The 19,412-nt window shown below is 51.7% G+C and carries 19 protein-coding genes; 6 read left to right on the top strand and 13 right to left on the bottom strand.

The annotated features are described in order from the left end of the window. Positions 1-6 precede the first annotated feature (6 nt). The gene (narU, locus tag FEK43_RS03790; protein ID WP_135406583.1) at positions 7-1,395 is read right to left on the bottom strand and encodes a nitrate/nitrite transporter NarU; all 1,389 of its coding nucleotides are present in this window, start codon (positions 1,393-1,395) and stop codon (positions 7-9) included. Between the two features lie 278 nt (positions 1,396-1,673). After that, complete coding sequence (gene yddG / locus FEK43_RS03795; RefSeq protein ID WP_130210507.1) at positions 1,674-2,555, bottom strand: aromatic amino acid efflux DMT transporter YddG; 882 nt, start codon at positions 2,553-2,555, stop codon at positions 1,674-1,676. A gap of 231 nt (positions 2,556-2,786) precedes the next feature. On the opposite strand from yddG, the gene fdnG reads away from it, so the two are divergent. The 4 genes from fdnG to FEK43_RS03815 all read left to right on the top strand — a co-directional run bounded on the left by fdnG (position 2,787) and on the right by FEK43_RS03815 (position 7,925). Continuing rightward, entirely contained in the window at positions 2,787-5,834 is a 3,048-nt protein-coding gene (gene fdnG / locus FEK43_RS03800; protein WP_077786070.1) for a formate dehydrogenase-N subunit alpha, read from the top strand. A 12-nt stretch (positions 5,835-5,846) separates the two neighbouring features. Continuing rightward, positions 5,847-6,731 (top strand): formate dehydrogenase N subunit beta, encoded by an 885-nt coding sequence (gene fdnH / locus FEK43_RS03805; RefSeq protein ID WP_001240581.1) that lies wholly within the window; start codon positions 5,847-5,849, stop codon positions 6,729-6,731. Continuing rightward, a complete protein-coding gene (gene fdnI / locus FEK43_RS03810; protein WP_000045638.1) occupies positions 6,724-7,377 on the top strand; it encodes a formate dehydrogenase-N subunit gamma in 654 nt (217 codons plus the stop codon). Before fdnH ends, fdnI begins: the two co-directional genes overlap by 8 nt. 71 nt (positions 7,378-7,448) lie before the next feature. Next, positions 7,449-7,925 (top strand): NUDIX domain-containing protein, encoded by a 477-nt coding sequence (locus tag FEK43_RS03815; protein WP_135406586.1) that lies wholly within the window; start codon positions 7,449-7,451, stop codon positions 7,923-7,925. A gap of 4 nt (positions 7,926-7,929) precedes the next feature. Here the strand turns inward: FEK43_RS03815 and FEK43_RS03820 are convergent, their stop codons facing one another. The 5 genes from FEK43_RS03820 to bdm all read right to left on the bottom strand — a co-directional run bounded on the left by FEK43_RS03820 (position 7,930) and on the right by bdm (position 11,812). Beyond that, a complete protein-coding gene (locus FEK43_RS03820; protein ID WP_004975840.1) occupies positions 7,930-8,214 on the bottom strand; it encodes a HigA family addiction module antitoxin in 285 nt (94 codons plus the stop codon). Between the two features lie 145 nt (positions 8,215-8,359). Further along, positions 8,360-9,370: an alcohol dehydrogenase AdhP gene (gene adhP, locus FEK43_RS03825; protein WP_000642407.1), complete on the bottom strand. Its 1,011-nt coding sequence runs from the start codon at positions 9,368-9,370 to the stop codon at positions 8,360-8,362. A 133-nt stretch (positions 9,371-9,503) separates the two neighbouring features. Next, complete coding sequence (gene maeA / locus FEK43_RS03830; RefSeq protein ID WP_024166593.1) at positions 9,504-11,201, bottom strand: malate dehydrogenase; 1,698 nt, start codon at positions 11,199-11,201, stop codon at positions 9,504-9,506. 156 nt (positions 11,202-11,357) lie between these two features. Beyond that, entirely contained in the window at positions 11,358-11,495 is a 138-nt protein-coding gene (gene sra, locus FEK43_RS03835; RefSeq protein ID WP_000841557.1) for a stationary-phase-induced ribosome-associated protein, read from the bottom strand. A 101-nt stretch (positions 11,496-11,596) separates the two neighbouring features. Next, positions 11,597-11,812 carry a biofilm-dependent modulation protein gene (bdm, locus tag FEK43_RS03840; protein WP_130210505.1) on the bottom strand — a complete coding sequence of 72 codons (216 nt, stop codon included), beginning with the start codon at positions 11,810-11,812 and terminating at the stop codon, positions 11,597-11,599. A 344-nt stretch (positions 11,813-12,156) separates the two neighbouring features. Between bdm and osmC the strand changes: the two genes are divergently transcribed. Continuing rightward, positions 12,157-12,588, top strand: coding sequence for a peroxiredoxin OsmC (gene osmC, locus FEK43_RS03845; RefSeq protein ID WP_000152305.1), 432 nt, complete (start codon positions 12,157-12,159; stop codon positions 12,586-12,588). A gap of 34 nt (positions 12,589-12,622) precedes the next feature. On the opposite strand, the gene FEK43_RS03850 is transcribed toward osmC, so the two are convergent. From FEK43_RS03850 to FEK43_RS03875, 6 genes are read right to left on the bottom strand one after another with little or no spacing between them, the layout of a single operon-like run. After that, the gene (locus tag FEK43_RS03850; protein WP_130210503.1) at positions 12,623-13,393 is read right to left on the bottom strand and encodes a 3-hydroxybutyrate dehydrogenase; all 771 of its coding nucleotides are present in this window, start codon (positions 13,391-13,393) and stop codon (positions 12,623-12,625) included. An 11-nt stretch (positions 13,394-13,404) separates the two neighbouring features. Continuing rightward, a complete protein-coding gene (locus FEK43_RS03855; protein ID WP_130224856.1) occupies positions 13,405-14,796 on the bottom strand; it encodes a GntP family permease in 1,392 nt (463 codons plus the stop codon). Positions 14,797-14,841: 45 nt separating this feature from the next. After that, positions 14,842-15,765: a 3-hydroxyacyl-CoA dehydrogenase family protein gene (locus FEK43_RS03860; RefSeq protein ID WP_135406588.1), complete on the bottom strand. Its 924-nt coding sequence runs from the start codon at positions 15,763-15,765 to the stop codon at positions 14,842-14,844. Continuing rightward, positions 15,755-16,960, bottom strand: a complete 1,206-nt coding sequence (locus tag FEK43_RS03865) for an acetyl-CoA C-acetyltransferase (RefSeq protein WP_135406591.1) — start codon at positions 16,958-16,960, stop codon at positions 15,755-15,757. The genes FEK43_RS03860 and FEK43_RS03865 overlap by 11 nt, the downstream gene beginning before the upstream one ends. 9 nt (positions 16,961-16,969) lie before the next feature. Further along, a complete protein-coding gene (locus FEK43_RS03870) occupies positions 16,970-17,626 on the bottom strand; it encodes a CoA transferase subunit B (RefSeq protein WP_135406593.1) in 657 nt (218 codons plus the stop codon). Positions 17,627-17,628: 2 nt separating this feature from the next. Then, positions 17,629-18,336 carry a CoA transferase subunit A gene (locus FEK43_RS03875; RefSeq protein ID WP_135406595.1) on the bottom strand — a complete coding sequence of 236 codons (708 nt, stop codon included), beginning with the start codon at positions 18,334-18,336 and terminating at the stop codon, positions 17,629-17,631. 141 nt (positions 18,337-18,477) lie between these two features. Here FEK43_RS03875 and FEK43_RS03880 point away from each other — a divergent pair, with 141 nt between their 5' ends. Continuing rightward, complete coding sequence (locus tag FEK43_RS03880; protein WP_130210491.1) at positions 18,478-19,368, top strand: LysR family transcriptional regulator; 891 nt, start codon at positions 18,478-18,480, stop codon at positions 19,366-19,368. The last annotated feature ends 44 nt before the right edge of the window (positions 19,369-19,412 follow it).

Consider the following 19,412-nt stretch of genomic DNA (forward strand, 5'->3'; position numbering starts at 1 on the left):
GATCTCTTATTTTTGGCTGAACTTCCGCCGACCATAAACCAGCCAGGTCAGCAGCACACAGATGATGTAAAAGATTAAAAACACTTTCATCGCGCCCACTGGCGAGCCGGTCATATTCAGCGACATGCCAAATGCTTGTGGAATAAAGAAGCCGCCCACCGCGCCGATGGCCGAAATAAAGCCCAGCGCCGCCGCCGTTTCAGTGATTGCTTCTCGCTGGGCCTGTTCATCGCTGCCGCCTTTCATCTTGACGCGATAAACCGTTATCTGGCGAAAGATGACAGCGATCATCTGGAAAGTAGAACCACTTCCCAAACCAGCGGTAAGGAATAACCCCATAAACACAGCGTAAAATGCGATGAAATTGCCGGAACCCGTGCCAGGTAGGGTGAGGAACAGCAGGGCGCTGAAAATCGCCATAAAAATGAAGTTGATCAACGTCACCCGCACGCCGCCGAATTTATCGGAAATAGCACCACCCACCGACCGCGCGATGGCACCGATAAACGGGCCAAAGAACGCCAGGCGCAGAATATTCACATCCGGGAACTGTGTTTTTGCCAGCATGGCAAATCCGGCGGAAAAACCGATAAACGAGCCAAAGGTAGCGAGATAGAGCAGACTCAGCAGCCACAGATGCAACCGTTGCAAAACGGGCAACTGGTCAGCAATTGACGCACGTGAACTGGCAATATCATTCATCCCTGACCAGGCGGCGATAGTGGCAATCGCCAGTAGCGGTACCCAAATCCATGCGGCGTTCGCCAGCGACATCACAGAACCATCGGCCTGCGGTACGCCATTGACGCCAAGAAAAGCAAATACCGGTACAAAAATCACCAGCGGCGCAACCAGTTGCATCACGCTGACGCCTAAATTCCCCAACCCGCCATTAATCCCTAATGCACTGCCTTGTTTGGCTTTCGGGAAGAAAAAACTGATATTTCCCATACTCGAAGCAAAGTTCGCGCCAGCAAAACCACAGAGCAAAGCAATAACAATAAATGTCCCAAAAGGAGTATTCGGATTTTGCACAGCAATACCGAGCCAGACGCAAGGAATAATCAGAATCGCGGTACTAAAAACCGTCCAACGGCGTCCGCCGAATATAGGCACCATAAAGGAGTAGGGAACACGCAATAATGCACCGGAAACGGAAGGTAAGGCGGTTAATAAAAAAAGCTGATCGGTAGTGAAATTAAAGCCGATTTTATTGAGATTAACGGCAACTGCGCTAAATAACATCCAGACACAGAAGGCAAGGAGTAAACAACTTACTGATATCCAGAGGTTTCTTCGGGCAATGTGTTTTCCTTTATTTTCCCAGAATGCCGGATTTTCTGGCTTCCAGTCGCGTAAAAGGTAACGATTATTTTTCTCATTTTGTAGTGCCATATTCTTCCTCACATGCACACATTGTTAATGAAAAAAAGACAAGGCAGGGCATTGGACGCAATGGTCCGTTATTAGAATTAAGAGTAAATAGAGTGAAGTGCTGATTGAAAGAATAGATAACAAAGCGAAACTGCGGGGGGAGAAAGCTGATTATCTGAATGGATATGTGTTACTGAATGTAACAATGATGCATCATATTTTTTACTTATTTTTAAACTAACATACGGCAAACGTGTTTGTTGCCGTATGAATCGTGGCTTTATTGTCGTAGCCTTTGCTTATCGTTGACGCGTTGCCAGCCAGCAGAGCAGGGAACCGCCGCAGACCATCAATGCGCCTTGCCAGAAAGAGAACGATAGCGGAGCACTAAGCAGTACCGCAGCAAGCGCCGACGAAAGCACAGGCGTAAAATACGAACCTACCGCCATAATGGTGACATTGCCATGTAAAATGCCGACGTTCCACGCCGCGTAAGCAAATCCTAAAGTAAATGCCGCTGAGATAAGTTTTATAATGACGGGCGTGCTAAATACCATCTCCGGTTGCGGCGTTAAAAAATAGTAAACCCACAAACTTGCTCCCGTCAGCAGGACGAAAACGGTAATACCGTTAAATCCACGGGCATATTTATTGGTGACCGTGCAATAAGCGGCCCAGATAAAAGCACCAATAAAAGCCAGGCAATAACTCAACGGGCTGGTAGTGATATTGTTGATAATTTCATCCGGCTTGAGGCCATTTTCACCTCCTAATACCCAGCAGACGCCACCAAGGGCTAATAATAATCCTGGTACAATCAGCCAGTTGGTTTTCTGGCCATTAAACAGAATGGCAAAAAGTATCGTCAGACTGGGCCATAAATAGTTCACCATGCCCACTTCAATTGCCTGATGGCGGGTTGCTGCATACCCTAAGGAAAGTGCCAGACAGATTTCATAGCTGACGAATAAGAAACTCCCCGCAAGTAAATAACCTTTCGGGATCTGCCGAATGCGCGGAAAGCCAACCGTGAAAATTAACAGCAGCCCGCTTAATGAATAGATAGCAGCTGCGCCACCGACCGGGCCGAGCCCCTCACTGACGCCGCGAATCAATCCTACCATCGTGCTCCACAGGACGATCGCTATTAGCCCTATGAGCGTTGCTTTTTGTCGTGTCATGCTCGCTGTTTAGTCTCTCTTGCCGTTAAAAATTAAGCTGAAATTTATAGCATTTTTTTAACCAGGCTGTCAGGCAGTGGTGTGTTTTTCTACCGCCATTGAGGTAGGTCAATTTGCGCAGGCGGATTATTTTGTGGCAAACAGGTGTTCTTTTTGATTTCGCGCAAAAAGATTCAGAATTTTACTGTTAGTTTCCTCGCGCAGTAATACCCCTGAAAAAAGAGGAAAGCAATGGACGTCAGTCGCAGACAATTTTTTAAAATCTGCGCGGGCGGTATGGCGGGAACAACAGTAGCAGCATTGGGCTTTGCCCCGAAGCAAGCACTGGCTCAGGCGCGAAACTACAAATTATTACGCGCGAAAGAGATCCGTAACACCTGCACATACTGTTCCGTAGGTTGCGGGCTATTGATGTATAGCCTGGGTGATGGCGCGAAAAACGCCAGAGAAGCGATTTATCACATTGAAGGTGACCCGGATCATCCGGTAAGCCGTGGTGCGTTATGCCCGAAAGGGGCCGGTTTGCTGGATTACGTCAACAGCGAAAACCGTCTGCGCTACCCGGAATATCGTGCGCCAGGTTCTGACAAATGGCAGCGCATTAGCTGGGATGAAGCATTCTCCCGTATTGCGAAGCTGATGAAAGCTGACCGTGATGCCAACTTTATTGAAAAGAACGAGCAGGGCGTAACGGTAAACCGTTGGCTTTCTACCGGTATGCTGTGTGCCTCCGGTGCCAGCAACGAAACCGGGATGCTGACTCAAAAATTTGCCCGCTCCCTCGGGATGCTGGCGGTAGACAACCAGGCGCGCGTCTGACACGGACCAACGGTAGCAAGTCTTGCTCCAACATTTGGTCGCGGTGCGATGACCAACCACTGGGTGGATATCAAAAACGCTAATGTCGTAATGGTGATGGGCGGTAACGCTGCTGAAGCACATCCCGTCGGTTTCCGCTGGGCGATGGAAGCGAAAAACAACAACGATGCAACCTTGATCGTTGTCGATCCCCGTTTTACGCGTACCGCTTCTGTAGCGGATATTTACGCACCTATTCGTTCCGGTACGGACATTACGTTCCTGTCTGGCGTTTTGCGCTACCTGATCGAAAATAACAAAATCAACGCCGAATACGTTAAGCATTACACCAACGCCAGCCTGCTGGTGCGTGATGATTTTGCTTTCGAAGATGGCCTGTTCAGTGGCTATGACGCTGAAAAACGCCAGTACGATAAGTCGTCCTGGAACTATCAGTTCGATGAAAACGGCTATGCGAAACGCGATGAAACACTGACTCATCCGCGCTGTGTGTGGAACCTGCTGAAAGAGCACGTTTCCCGCTACACACCGGACGTTGTTGAAAACATCTGCGGTACGCCAAAAGCCGACTTCCTGAAAGTGTGTGAAGTGCTAGCCTCCACCAGCGCGCCGGATCGCACAACCACCTTCCTCTACGCGCTGGGCTGGACGCAGCACACCGTGGGTGCGCAGAACATCCGTACTATGGCGATGATCCAGTTGCTGCTCGGTAACATGGGTATGGCCGGTGGCGGCGTGAACGCATTGCGTGGTCACTCCAACATTCAGGGCCTGACTGACTTAGGCCTGCTCTCTACCAGCCTGCCGGGTTATCTGACGCTGCCGTCAGAAAAACAGGTTGATTTGCAGTCGTATCTGGAAGCGAATACGCCGAAAGCGACGCTGGCCGATCAGGTGAACTACTGGAGCAACTATCCGAAGTTCTTCGTTAGCCTGATGAAATCTTTCTACGGCGATGCCGCGCAGAAAGAGAACAACTGGGGCTACGACTGGCTGCCAAAGTGGGATCAGACCTACGACGTCATCAAGTATTTCAACATGATGGACGAAGGCAAAGTCACCGGTTATTTCTGCCAGGGCTTTAACCCGGTTGCGTCCTTCCCGGACAAAAACAAAGTGGTGAGCTGCCTGAGCAAGCTGAAGTACATGGTGGTTATCGATCCGCTGGTGACTGAAACCTCTACTTTCTGGCAGAACCACGGCGAGTCGAACGATGTCGATCCGGCGTCTATTCAGACTGAAGTATTCCGTCTGCCTTCGACCTGCTTTGCTGAAGAAGATGGTTCTATCGCCAACTCCGGCCGCTGGTTGCAGTGGCACTGGAAAGGTCAGGACGCACCGGGCGAAGCGCGTAACGACGGCGAAATTCTGGCGGGCATCTACCATCATCTGCGCGAGCTGTACCAGGCCGAAGGTGGTAAAGGTGTAGAACCGCTGATGAAGATGAGCTGGAACTACAAGCAGCCGCACGAGCCGCAGTCTGACGAAGTGGCAAAAGAGAACAACGGCTATGCGCTGGAAGATCTCTATGACGCTAATGGGGTGCTGATTGCGAAGAAAGGTCAGTTGCTGAGTAGCTTTGCGCATCTGCGTGATGACGGTACAACCGCATCTTCTTGCTGGATCTACACTGGTAGCTGGACAGAGCAGGGCAACCAGATGGCTAACCGCGATAACTCCGACCCGTCCGGTCTGGGGAATACGCTGGGATGGGCCTGGGCGTGGCCGCTCAACCGTCGCGTACTCTACAACCGTGCTTCGGCGGATATCAACGGTAAACCGTGGGATCCGAAACGGATGCTGATCCAGTGGAACGGCAGCAAGTGGACGGGTAACGATATTCCGGACTTCGGCAATGCCGCACCGGGTACGCCAACCGGGCCGTTTATCATGCAGCCGGAAGGGATGGGACGTCTGTTTGCCATTAACAAAATGGCGGAAGGCCCGTTCCCGGAACACTACGAACCAATTGAGACGCCGCTGGGTACTAACCCGCTGCATCCGAACGTGGTTTCTAACCCGGTTGTTCGTCTGTATGAACAAGACGCGCTGCGGATGGGTAAAAAAGAGCAGTTCCCGTATGTGGGTACGACCTATCGTCTGACCGAGCACTTCCACACCTGGACCAAGCACGCGTTGCTCAACGCAATTGCTCAGCCGGAACAGTTTGTGGAAATCAGCGAAACGCTGGCAGCAGCGAAAGGCATTGCCAATGGCGATCGTGTCACTGTCTCCAGCAAGCGTGGTTTTATCCGCGCGGTGGCTGTGGTAACGCGCCGTCTGAAACCGCTGAATGTAAACGGTCAGCAGGTTGAAACGGTGGGTATTCCAATCCACTGGGGCTTTGAGGGTGTCGCGCGTAAAGGTTATATCGCTAACACTCTGACGCCGAATGTCGGTGATGCAAACTCGCAAACGCCGGAATATAAAGCGTTCTTAGTAAACATCGAGAAGGCGTAAGGGGGCGAACAGATGGCTATGGAAACGCAGGACATTATCAAAAGGTCCGCAACTAACTCCATCACGCCGCCTTCTCAGGTGCGTGATTACAAAGCAGAAGTCGCGAAACTTATCGACGTTTCCACCTGTATCGGCTGTAAAGCCTGTCAGGTGGCGTGTTCGGAGTGGAACGACATCCGTGATGAAGTGGGGCACTGCGTCGGGGTTTACGATAACCCCGCCGATCTGAGCGCCAAGTCCTGGACGGTGATGCGCTTTAGCGAAACCGAACAGAACGGCAAGCTGGAGTGGCTGATCCGTAAAGACGGCTGTATGCACTGTGAAGATCCGGGCTGCCTGAAGGCGTGCCCGTCTGCTGGTGCAATCATTCAGTACGCTAACGGGATTGTCGATTTCCAGTCGGAAAACTGCATCGGCTGTGGTTACTGCATTGCCGGGTGTCCGTTTAATATTCCGCGCCTCAACAAAGAGGATAACCGGGTATATAAATGCACACTCTGCGTCGATCGCGTCAGCGTCGGTCAGGAACCGGCTTGTGTGAAAACTTGTCCGACCGGGGCTATCCACTTCGGCACCAAAAAGGAGATGCTGGAGCTGGCGGAACAGCGCGTGGCGAAACTGAAAGCGCGTGGTTACGAACATGCTGGCGTCTACAACCCGGAAGGTGTCGGTGGTACGCACGTCATGTACGTGCTGCATCACGCCGATCAGCCGGAGCTGTATCACGGTCTGCCGAAAGATCCGAAGATCGACACCTCGGTAAACCTGTGGAAAGGCGCGTTGAAACCGCTGGCAGCGGCTGGCTTTATCGCCACTTTTGCTGGGTTGATTTTCCACTACATCGGTATTGGCCCGAATAAGGAAGTGGACGATGACGAGGAGGAGCATCATGAGTAAGTCGAAAATGATTGTGCGCACCAAGTTTATTGATCGCGCCTGTCACTGGACCGTGGTGATTTGCTTCTTCCTGGTGGCGCTGTCCGGGATTTCGTTCTTCTTCCCGACGCTGCAATGGCTGACACAAACCTTCGGTACGCCGCAGATGGGGCGCATTTTGCACCCGTTCTTCGGCATTGCGATTTTCGTCGCGCTGATGTTTATGTTCTTCCGCTTTGTGCATCACAACATCCCGGATAAGAAAGATATTCCGTGGCTGTTGAACATTGTTGAAGTATTGAAAGGCAATGAGCACAAAGTGGCGGATGTTGGTAAGTACAACGCCGGACAGAAGATGATGTTCTGGTCGATCATGAGCATGATTTTTGTGCTGCTGGTGACCGGGGTGATTATCTGGCGTCCGTACTTTGCGCAGTACTTCCCGATGCAGGTTGTCCGTTATAGCCTGCTGATCCACGCGGCTGCGGGCATCATCCTGATCCACGCCATCCTGATCCATATGTATATGGCATTCTGGGTGAAAGGGTCGATTAAAGGGATGATCGAAGGGAAGGTGAGCCGTCGCTGGGCGAAGAAACACCATCCGCGCTGGTATCGTGAAATCGAGAAGGCAGAAGCGAAAAAAGAGAGTGAAGAAGGGATATAATCTCTTTTGAACTTTAAGCTGAAAATGGCGCTGTAAAAGGCGCCATTTTTTTATCTGACATGGAGGTTATTATGCGTAAACGCCCTGCAGCAAGATTATTTGTTCTCAGCGCCGATAATCGGGTGCTGTTATTTCGTTTTCAGCATACTGATGATGCCCTTACCGGAAGACAATACTGGGCTACGCCTGGTGGTGGGTTGGAACATAACGAGTCTTTCGAAGAGGCTGCGTTAAGGGAGTTGCAGGAAGAAACAGGCATTTCCCGCCAGTCAGCCGGACCACAAATAGCCAGCCAAAGATTCACCATGATGTTACCGAGCGGAGAAAGCGTTATCGCCGATGAGCGTTTCTTTATGATCCGCGTAGCGCAAAAAGAGACTGAATTTTCTGGCTGGAGTCATCATGAAAAGCTCGTTATAGGCGATCACCGCTGGTGGTCACTGGAGGAATTGCGCCAGACAAAAGATACTGTATTTCCGCTGGAGTTGCTTGTCGATTTCCTTTCGAAACAGGTGTCGCAGAGAAATCCAGCGGTCGGAAATGAGTAAATATTTACTGCGCAGCCAGACGGCGCAGTCGCGACACATCGACCGTTTTTTCTGCCTCTGCCAGACTCCAGGCGTTTTGCAGATTCAGCCACATTTGCGGCGAACTGCCGATCACCACGGAAAGTTTAATTGCCATTTCTGGCGTCAAAGCTGCTTTTCCGGTCAGCAATCGGCTTGCCGTTGAGGGCGCAATTTCCATTGCTCTGGCAAACTCGCGCAGGCTGACATTAAGTTCGTCCAGTGATTCCTGAATAATGTCCCCCGGGCGGGGATGATTGGCCATTTTCATCAGTGTCTTTACTCTCAGTAGTGTTCCTTCACTGGGAACACTATCATTATTGTTCCTTCCTACGCAACAATAATCCATTTAGCCATTTCATGTTGGAGAGTGTGCGATGCTGCGACCCGAACATGGCAGTCGCAGCAAAGGCCTCTTAGCGGCGGAAATCAATCACCATACGGCCACGGATTTTGCCTTCTTCCATCTCGGTAAAGATGGTGTTGATGTCCGCTAACGGACGCAGGGCGACTTTCGGCACCACTTTGCCTTCGGCGGCAAACTGGAAGGCTTCGGTTAGATCCTGGCGCGTGCCGACCAGCGAACCGACCACTTCAATGCCATCCAGCACAAGGCGTGGGATATCCAGGCTCATAGACTCCGGCGGCAGACCGACTGCCACAACACGCCCACCTGCACGGACAGCATCAACTGCCGAGTTAAACGCAGCTTTAGCTACTGCTGTTACCACCGCAGCGTGAGCGCCACCGGTTTTCTCCTGCACAATTTTGGCGGCGTCTTCGGTGCGTGAGTTAATCGCTAAATCTGCACCCATTTCGGTTGCCAGTTTTAACTGCTCATCATTGACATCAATGGCGATCACTTTGGCGTTAAAGACATTCTTCGCGTATTGCAGGGCGAGGTTACCCAGACCGCCAAGACCGTAGATAGCAATCCACTGCCCTGGACGAATTTTTGACAGCTTAACGGCTTTGTAGGTGGTGACCCCCGCACAGGTAATGCTGCTGGCCGCCGCCGAGTCCAGACCATCTGGCACTTTTACCGCGTAATCGGCGACCACGATGCACTCTTCCGCCATCCCGCCATCAACGCTGTATCCGGCATTTTTTACCGAACGACAGAGGGTTTCGTTACCACTATTACAGTATTCGCAATGACCGCATCCTTCGTAAAACCACGCCACGCTGGCACGATCGCCTGGTTTTAATGAGGTGACACCTGGGCCCACTTCTGCCACCACACCAATACCTTCATGACCCAAAATCACACCGGTCTTATCTCCAAAATCGCCATTCTTAACATGAAGATCGGTATGACATACACCACAACACTCCATTTTCAGCAGGGCTTCGCCATGTTTCAGTGAGCGCAGTGTTTTATCCGTAACGTCAACATGATGATCCTTCGTAACAACCGCAGCCTTCATAGTTCCTCCTTTTCGGATGATGTTCTGCATAGCAGGTGAGGCAAATGAGATTTATTTGCCACTACCCAGTATGGATGAGATCTGAAAAAGGGAGAGAAAAATTGCCCGGTAGCCTTCACTACCGGGCGCAGGCTTAGATGGAGGTACGGCGGTAGTCGCGGTATTCGGCTTGCCAGAAATTATCGTCAATGGCTTGTTGCAAAGCTTCGGCAGACGTTTTCACCGCCACGCCTTGCTGCTGCGCCATTTTGCCAACCGCAAACGCAATTGCGCGGGAGACTTTCTGAATATCTTTCAGTTCCGGTAGTACCAGACCTTCGCCGTTCAGGACCAGCGGCGAATACTGAGCAAGCGTTTCACTTGCCGACATCAGCATCTCATCGGTGATACGTGACGCGCCGGAAGCAATAACGCCCAGCCCGATGCCCGGGAAAATAAAGGCGTTGTTACACTGGGCGATAGGGTAGATTTTATCTTTCCATACCACTGGGTTAAACGGACTGCCAGTGGCGACCAGCGCGTTACCTTCGGTCCAGGCGATAATGTCCTGCGGTGTGGCTTCCACGCGTGAGGTCGGGTTAGACAGCGGCATCACGATCGGACGCGGACAGTGTTTGTGCATCTCACGGATGATTTCTTCGGTGAAAAGCCCGGCCTGTCCGGAGACACCAATCAGAATATCAGGTTTGACATTGCGCACCACATCCAGCAGTGACAGCACATCGCTGTCGGTATCCCAGTCACTGAGGTTTTCGCGCTTCTGCACCAGTTTGGTCTGGAAAGGTAGCAAGTTCGGCATCTTGTCGGTCAGCAGGCCAAAGCGATCGACCATAAAGACTTTCTGCCGCGCCGCTTCCTCGCTTAATCCTTCGCGCTGGGTCTGGGCGATGATCATTTCGGCAATGCCGCATCCCGCTGAACCTGCACCGAGGAAGACGATTTTTTTCTCGCTTAACTGACCGCCTGCCGCGCGACTTGCCGCGATCAGTGTGCCTACCGTTACCGCCGCGGTTCCCTGAATATCATCATTAAAGGAACAAATTTCATTGCGATAGCGGTTAAGCAGTGGCATCGCATTTTTTTGCGCGAAGTCTTCAAACTGTAACAGCACGTCCGGCCAGCGTTGTTTCACTGCCTGGATAAACTCGTCAACAAATTCATAGTATTCGTCGTCTGTAATACGCGGGTTACGCCAGCCCATATACAGCGGATCGTTAAGCAGTTGCTGGTTATTAGTGCCGACATCCAGCACCACCGGCAGCGTATACGCCGGGCTGATACCGCCACAGGCGGTATAGAGCGACAGTTTACCAATTGGAATGCCCATCCCGCCGATGCCCTGGTCACCAAGCCCCAGAATACGTTCGCCGTCGGTCACCACAATCACTTTGATATTATGGTTCGGCACGTTTTGCAGAATATCGTCCATATTGTGGCGGTTCTGGTAAGAGATAAATACGCCGCGTGAACGACGGTAGATCTCAGAAAAACGCTCACAGGCTGCGCCGACGGTTGGGGTATAAATAACAGGCATCATCTCATCAAGATGATTGTTTACCAGACGGTAGAAGAGGGTTTCGTTGGTGTCCTGGATATTACGCAGATAGATGTGCTTGTCGATTTCGGTTTTGAATCCCTGATACTGGATCCACGCACGTTCCGCTTGTTCTTCGATGGTTTCGACCACTTCCGGCAGTAACCCCAGCAGGTTGAAGTTACGGCGTTCTTCCATGCTGAAGGCGCTGCCTTTATTCAACAACGGAAATTCCAGCAGTACAGGGCCAGCGTAAGGAATATAAAGCGAACGCTGTTTTTTTGTTTTTGGTTCCATGTCACTCACTCTTTTTTGAATATCCATCCCTGGGGTGCTTTTATCTTCTTTGCTTTACCGCCAGGGCGTCGGCCCCAAGTATAAAGCAGATAAAAACAAAAACACCATTGCGCAGGCAATGGTGTTTAATCGTCATTGAGGACTGATTGTTAAAGATTACTTTTCAGCGGGGCGTTTTCTGCCGGTTGGGGTATTTACTACGCTGGATTTGTCACCTTCGGTAACTATTTTGCGCTGGTTAGAAATTTTATGATCCAGTCCAAGAATATGACGTGCCTGACGATTCGATTTCATTTGTACTCCTCAATCCTGTAGCTAGTTTTAAGGACAACATCGCCGTAGCGAAGAAACACGTGCTAAACCCCTAAATTAGGTTGCCGATCAAGCATAGCAGCTTAAAGCGTAGGGTGCTGGCCGCTGATCACATAAATTATCGTTTGCTGGTAGATGTCACTGAGGATGTCGTTATCAGAGGCTTCGACCCATTTGGTCAACTCCATGAGAATGTCATCTTCAGTGACAACACCGTGCTCTGCCCGAAGGCCTTGCTCAATGGCATTAACCAGAGCGGGTTCTGCTGTTGAATTTTCTGCCTGATAATAAGTAAACATAGTGATTCTCCGTGTCTGTGTATTTATGGTGTCTGCTACGGATCGCAGATTTATAAAGCACATTCAGCATGACAAATATTTACCGCTTCGTTGTTAAGATTAGTCCTGGTTGATGATTTTTATATTTTAACTGCATGATATTGATGGGGATTGTTATTATAATGAGTTGATTTATATTGAGGTAATATCTCTTGGGTTATATATTTCCGGTTATCTATTGTGGGCGTTTAATTTAAGTGCAGGAGAAATATTTTCGCCTGATTTTATTCGGAATATCCTGCTTATCCTCGTGCTGATTCTCACGTAGTCTATAATTTCCTTTTTAAGCCCACAGGAGAGCAAGAATGACAATCCATAAGAAAGGTCAGGCACACTGGGAAGGCGATATTAAACGCGGGAAGGGGACAGTATCCACCGAGAGCGGCGTGCTGAACCAACAGCCGTATGGGTTTAACACGCGTTTTGAAGGCGAAAAAGGAACTAACCCTGAAGAACTGATTGGCGCAGCGCATGCCGCATGTTTCTCAATGGCGCTTTCGCTGATGCTGGGGGAAGCGGGATTCACGCCAACATCGATTGATACCACCGCCGATGTGTCGCTGGATAAAGTGGATGCTGGTTTTGCGATAACCAAAATCGCACTGAAGAGCGAAGTTGCCGTGCCGGGTATTGATGCGTCCACTTTTGACGGCATTATCCAGAAAGCAAAAGCAGGATGCCCGGTTTCACAGGTACTGAAAGCGGAAATTACGCTGGATTATCAGTTGAAATCGTAAAGCGTTGCCGGATGACGCGTCATCCGGCGAACTTTTACTGTGCTACCCAACCGCCATCCATATTCCACGCTACACCGCGCACTTGTGCTGCCGCATCCGAACAGAGAAAGAGAGCCAGTTCACCCAGTTGTTGCGGAGTCACAAATTCACGAGAAGGCTGTTTTTCTGCCAGCAAGGCGTCACGCGCGCTTCCCGCATCTTCACCTTGCGCAATGCGCTTATCAATCTGCTGTTGTACCAACGGTGTCAGCACCCAGCCAGGGCAGAGCGTGTTGCAGGTAATACCCGTCTGTGCAGTCTCCAGCGCAATGGTCTTTGTGAGTCCCACCACGCCATGTTTTGCCGCAACATAAGCCGATTTGTCTTTCGACGCTACCAGTCCATGCACAGAGGCAATGTTAATGATCCGCCCCCAGTTACGGGCGCGCATTTCCGGCAGTGCCAGACGCGTGGTGTGAAAGACCGAAGAGAGATTGATAGCGATAATGGCGTTCCATTTTTCAACCGGGAAAGATTCCACCGGGGAGACATACTGGATCCCGGCGTTATTCACCAGAATGTCGACACCGCTAAATTCCCGCCGTGCGTAGGCCATCATGCTGACAATCTGCGATTCATCGCTGAGGTCTGCCTCATGATAGCCAGGCGTTTTACCCACACGAGAAACCGCATTGATTGCCGCGTCAACATCACCGAAGCCGTTGAGGATCACTTGCGCGCCGGCTTTTGCCAGTGTCTGAGCAATACCGAGTCCAATACCGCTGGTGGACCCCGTTACCAGCGCAGTTTTACCTTGTAAATTCATGATGGTTTTCCTTAGACAATGCCGGTGGTGTAGTACACGCCGATGATAAACAGCACGGCCAGACTTTTAATGATCGTAATTGCGAAGATACCGCCGTAAGCCTGACGGTGACTCAGCCCAGTGATTGCCAGCAGGGTGATCACGGCGCCGTTATGGGGCAATGTATCCATGCCGCCGCTGGCCATAGATGCCACGCGGTGAAAAACTTCCAGTGGAATATTGGCAGCGTGCGCAGCGGCAATAAAAGTGTCGGACATAGCCGCAAGAGCAATACTCATCCCGCCGGAAGCTGAACCGGTAATTCCGGCAAGCGTGGTGATGCTGATGGCTTCGTTAAGTAATGGATTTGGAATGGCGGCCAGCGCCTTCGAGAGCACCAGAAAACCGGGCAGGGCGGCGATAACTGCACCGAAGCCATATTCTGAGGCGGTGTTCATCGCGGCAAGAATTGCGCCACCCACCGCTGTACGGCTTCCTTCTGCCAGTCTTCCATGAATATTGCGATATCCAAAAATCACCACCAGCAAAATTCCGGCAATGAGTGCAGCTTCAACGGCCCAGATAGCGGTGATTTTGGCGACATCTGTGGTAATCGGGGCGGCAAGTCCCGGCAATGCCAGTTGGTGGCTCGCACCGTACCAAACAGGGATCCACCAGGTAAATAACAAGTTCAACAGCCCCACCAGAATCAACGGTGAAATAGCAATGAGTGGGTTCGGTAAATTGATGTTATCTGGTGTTTCAGGTTCATTAAGTAACTCTGTGCCGTAACCTTCATTTTTTGCCTGCGCTTTACGACGCTGCCGCTCCAGATAGATAAGCCCGACGGCAATGATAAACAGTGAACCAATAAACCCCAGCCACGGCGCGGCCCAGGCGTTGGTGCCAAAGAAACTGGTGGGAATAATGTTCTGAATTTGTGGCGTGCCGGGCAGAGCGTCCATAGTAAAAGAGAATGCCCCCAGAGCCACCGTTGCCGGTATAAGCCGTTTTGGGATGTTACTCTGGCGGAACAGTTCAGCCGCGAACGGATAAACGGCAAATGCCACCACAAACAGCGACACGCCGCCATAGGTGAGTAATGCACATACCAGCACAATTACCGGAATCGCATGCCGCCGCCCGAGAATGTTGATCGCAGCAGCGACAATCGAACGAGAAAATCCTGAAAGTTCAATCAGTTTTCCGAATACAGCTCCGAGCAGAAACACCGGGAAGTACAATTTCACGAAGCCGACCATTTTTTCCATGAACAGGCCGGTAAATGCAGGGCCAACAGCCCCCGGATCGGTGACAAGAACAGCGCCTAATGCCGCGATGGGGGCAAAAAGGATAACGCTGTATCCGCGATAGGCTGCCAGCATTAGCAGCCCAAGCGCGGCAAGGGCGATTAATACACTCATCGAGACTCCTCAATATCGTTGTTATAGTGGGTACAGCGAGAGAAGTTACGGTTTCAGGGCGAAGCGAAGCTGATGTTCCCGACGCTGCTGGATGTACTGCTTGCGGGATTCATCCCAGCGGTAAAATCCCTGACCGCTACGCACGCCGATGTCTCCACGCTCCACTTTTTCGGCAACTAACGACATCATGTCGCTGCCAGTCGCCAGTTCAGGGAGCAGATGGCGACAAATATCCTGTACCGTCGAAAGTCCGGTCATGTCGGCGGCCTCCAGCGGGCCGACCATGGCATAACGTCGCCCAAGCGAGGCGCGCATGACCTGATCCACCACTTCGGCACTGGCGATGCCGCTTTTTACGATATGCAGGGCTTCACGCAACAGTGCAAATTGCAGACGGTTGCCGACAAATCCTGGCGCAGCGCGATCCAGCAATACCGCTTCCAGTTGCAGTGACACAAGCAAGTGTTGCAGCCAGTGCAAATGCTTTTGCTCGGTAACGCTGCCGGGGACAATCTCCACCAGCGGAATCAAGTGCGGCGGATGCCAGAAATGGGCGATCAGCAGTCGTTGCGGGTAGCGCATCTTCGCTGCCAGATCATCTGGCGGCAGACCGCTGGTATTGCTGGCGACAATGGCCTCAGGAGAAATAAGCGTTTCAAGCTCGGCATATAATGCGTGTTTTAGTTCAAGCCGCTCCGGGATCGCCTCAATCAGTAGTTGCGAGTCGGCGATGTCAGCAAGAGAGGTCGTGCCGTGCAGACGTTTAAGCACATTCTCTTTTTCCGGGGCAGTAAACTGTTCGCAGCTATTCAGTTCATCAAGAATCCCGCCTGCCACTACGGGGATTTCTGCAATCCTGCTCTGCTCGGTATCGTACAGCCAGATATCATGACCAAAGCGGGCGAAATGAGTGGCAATCCCCACGCCCATCAATCCGGTGCCCAGTACTGCAAATTGTTCAGTTTGCATGGTGTTCTCCTGTGGTTCTTTCCAGCGTCAGCGCCACGCCCTGACCGCCACCGACGCACAGCGTCGCCAGCCCTTTTTGCGCATTACGTCGCGCCATTTCATAAATGAGAGTGACCAGAATGCGGCAACCGGAAGCGCCAATAGGATGCCCAAGTGCAATTGCGCCGCCGTTAACATTCACTTTGTCGCTATCCCAGTTCAGTTCGTCGCCAACGGCCAGCGCCTGCGCTGCGAAAGCTTCGTTGGCTTCTATAAGATCAATATCTTCCAGCGTCCATCCGCAACGCTTAAGACATTCGCGGGTAGCGGCGACCGGACCGATGCCCATAAAGGCAGGATCGACGCCAGAAACGGCATAACCGGCCACCCGAGCCAGCACAGGGAGGCCAAGTTCAGCAGCTTTGCTGGCGCGCATTAACATGACTGCGGCGGCACCATCATTGATGGAAGAGGCATTTCCTGCGGTGACGCTTCCCGCCCCCGGAAGAAAGGCCGGCTTCAGTTGCGCCAGTTTTTCCAGTTGCGTCCCGGAACGTGGTTGTTCGTCGGTATTTACCCAGCGTGGTGGTTTTTTACCTTGTGGTACGCTGACCGGAGTAATTTCGTCTGCAAAGCGCCCGGCTTCCATTGCGGCAGCGGCTTTTTGCTGAGAACGTAGTGCGAATGTGTCCTGGCGCTCGCGACTGATGGCATATTTTTTCGCCAGGTTTTCCGCAGTAATGCCCATGTGGTAATCATTGAAAGCGTCCCATAGTCCGTCATGAACCACGCTGTCTTTCATACTGGTATGTCCGAGGCGTAAACCGGCCCGCGCGCCATCAATAAAATAGGGCGCGTTGCTCATGCTTTCCTGGCCACCTGCGATAATTATCTGTGCATCACCGCAACGGATCGCCTGCACGGCCTGCTGTACGGCTTTAAGACCGGAACCACATACCAGGTTGATGGTCACAGCGGGTGTATCGTGGCTTAACCCAGCTTTGAGCGCCGATTGCCGTGCTGGGTTTTGTCCGCTTCCGGCGGTCAGGACCTGACCGAAAATCACTTCGTCGATCTGTTCTGCTGCAAGTGCGGTTTTCTCCAGCAACGAACGGATAGTGGCAGCGCCGAGATCAACCGCAGAGAGTGGGGCGAGAGCGCCATGAAAACTGCCAATCGGCGTGCGCGTAGCGGCAACAATAACAACGTCCTGCATGGTGGTTCCTCAGTTGAATTGCATTTCCGGTACATGTTCCGGCACAAACAACTTACCGGCGGTTTTGGTGACGATTTCCGCAACGCTGATTCCCGGCGCGCGCTCACGCAGAATGAAAGCGCCGTCAGCAATTTCCAGCAGAGCAAGGTCGGTTAAGACGCGTTTGATACAGCCGACGCCAGTTAACGGCAGGGTACAGTCGGGAAGCAGTTTGGATTCGCCGGATTTGGAGGCGTGGGTCATTACCACGATAATATTCCCGGCACCGGCAACCAGATCCATTGCACCGCCCATGCCTTTAACCATCTTGCCGGGGATCATCCATGAGGCAATGTTGCCATTCACATCCACTTCAAATGCGCCAAGCACGGTCAGATCCACATGACCGCCACGGATCATGGCGAATGATTGCGCCGAGTCGAAAATTGCCGCGCCTTTCCGTGCGGTAACGGTTTGTTTACCGGCGTTAATCATGTCGGCGTCCAGTTCCTCTTCGGTAGGAAATGCGCCCATTCCCAGCAAACCGTTTTCTGACTGCAACATCACATCCATCCCATCAGGAATGTAGTTTGCCACCAGGGTCGGGATACCAATGCCGAGATTGACGTAATAGCCATCGCGCAATTCGCGGGCGACACGCATCGCCATTTGTTCACGGGTTAACATGGTCAGGCTCCTTTGCGGCTAATGGTGCGTTGTTCAATGCGTTTTTCAAATTGCCCCTGAATGACGCGATTAACAAAAATCCCAGGGGTATGGATTGCGGCAGGATCAAGTTCACCTGGTGGCACTATTTCTTCCACTTCCACCACGGTGATTTTTCCGGCAGCCGCCATCAGTGGGTTGAAGTTTTGCGCGGTATGACGATAAATCACGTTGCCGTACCAGTCGGCTTTCCAGCCTTTGACAAGGGCAAAATCACCAGTGATAGCCTGTTCCATGATGTACGGGCGACCGTTGAATTCGCGGACTTCTTTCCCTTCGGCAACAGGAGTACCGTAACCGGTGGCAGTAAAAAACGCCGGGATGCCCGCGCCGCCTGCGCGCAGTTGTTCTGCCAGGGTTCCTTGTGGTGTGAGAATCGCCTCCAGTTCGCCGTTAAGCACCTGTTTTTCAAACAAAGCATTCTCTCCAACATAAGAAGCGACGACTTTACGGATCTGTCGGGTTTCCAGTAGTACTCCCAGCCCAAAGCCGTCTACGCCACAGTTATTGGAAACCACCGTTAATCCGGTTACTCCACGGTGGCGAACTTCAGCAATCAGATTCTCCGGGATGCCGCACAGGCCAAAACCTCCCGCCAGAATCGTCATCTCATTGGTAAGTCCTTCAAGCGCCTCGTGATACGTAGCGACCCGTTTATCCAGCCCAGCCATACAGTTGCCCTCCAGTTGTCCTTTCCAACATCATTAAGGGCAAAAAATGATTTGTTAATTTTAAATTTGTGACTCATTCATTTGTATTATTTATCAATTTAATGTTAATTAAATGTATTCAATGAGTTAATGGAATGCCAAATGAAAATGAGCATCAAACAGTTACGCGCGTTTTTAGCGGTAGCTCACACTCTGAACTTTGCTCATGCCAGTGAAAGGCTGAATATGTCGCAGCCTGCGCTAAGTCTTGCCATTAAAGGACTGGAAGATGCCTTAGGGGGCGCTTTACTGCTGCGCACTACGCGAAAAGTGACGTTAACCCAGGAGGGTGAAACGCTATTGTCGATGGCACGGCCTTTGCTGGCTGACTGGGATAACACCGAGGAGGCCATGCGTCAGCGATTCACGCTCAGGCGAGGCAAAGTGTCAGTGGCAGCGATGCCGTCATTTGCGGCCAACGTTTTGCCTCCGGTGCTGAAAACCTTCCGCGATTGTTATTCAGGGATTAACGTCACCGTGCACGATGTGGTGAATGAGCAGGTGATCGAAATGGTGAGCGAAGGGCGCGTGGAGATGGGGATTGCCTTTGAACCTGACTATTGTGGCCATTTGCATTTTACCCCGCTGGGCGTGGATCGGTTTGTCGCCATTGTTCCAGCTGATTCCCGACTGGCAACTCGGCAGCGCGTAAGCTGGCGGGATTTACTGACGCTCGATTTTATCACCCTCCAGCGACCGTCAGCCGTCAGGTTGATGCTGGAAGAACAGTTGGCACAAAGTGGAACGCAACTGGAAGTGGCGCTGGAAAGCCATCAACTGGTTACGGTTGGGCGGCTGGTGGCAAACGGGTTGGGAGGAAGCGCTGTGCCTGCACTGTGCCGCAGGCAGATGAGCGAACTGGGCGCAGTGTGTCTGGAACTGGACAATCCGGTGATTGAGCGACGGGTAGGCGTACTGCGTTCGTCACACCATAAGCTTTCTACTGCGGCGCAAGCGTTGATGGAAACGTTAAAAAAAACCTATGACACATAACGTTTCCACGTTTCCGTCGGCCAGAACAGACATGCAATAGCCGG

Source organism: Escherichia sp. E2562, from assembly GCF_005781075.1.
GTDB lineage: Bacteria > Pseudomonadota > Gammaproteobacteria > Enterobacterales > Enterobacteriaceae > Escherichia.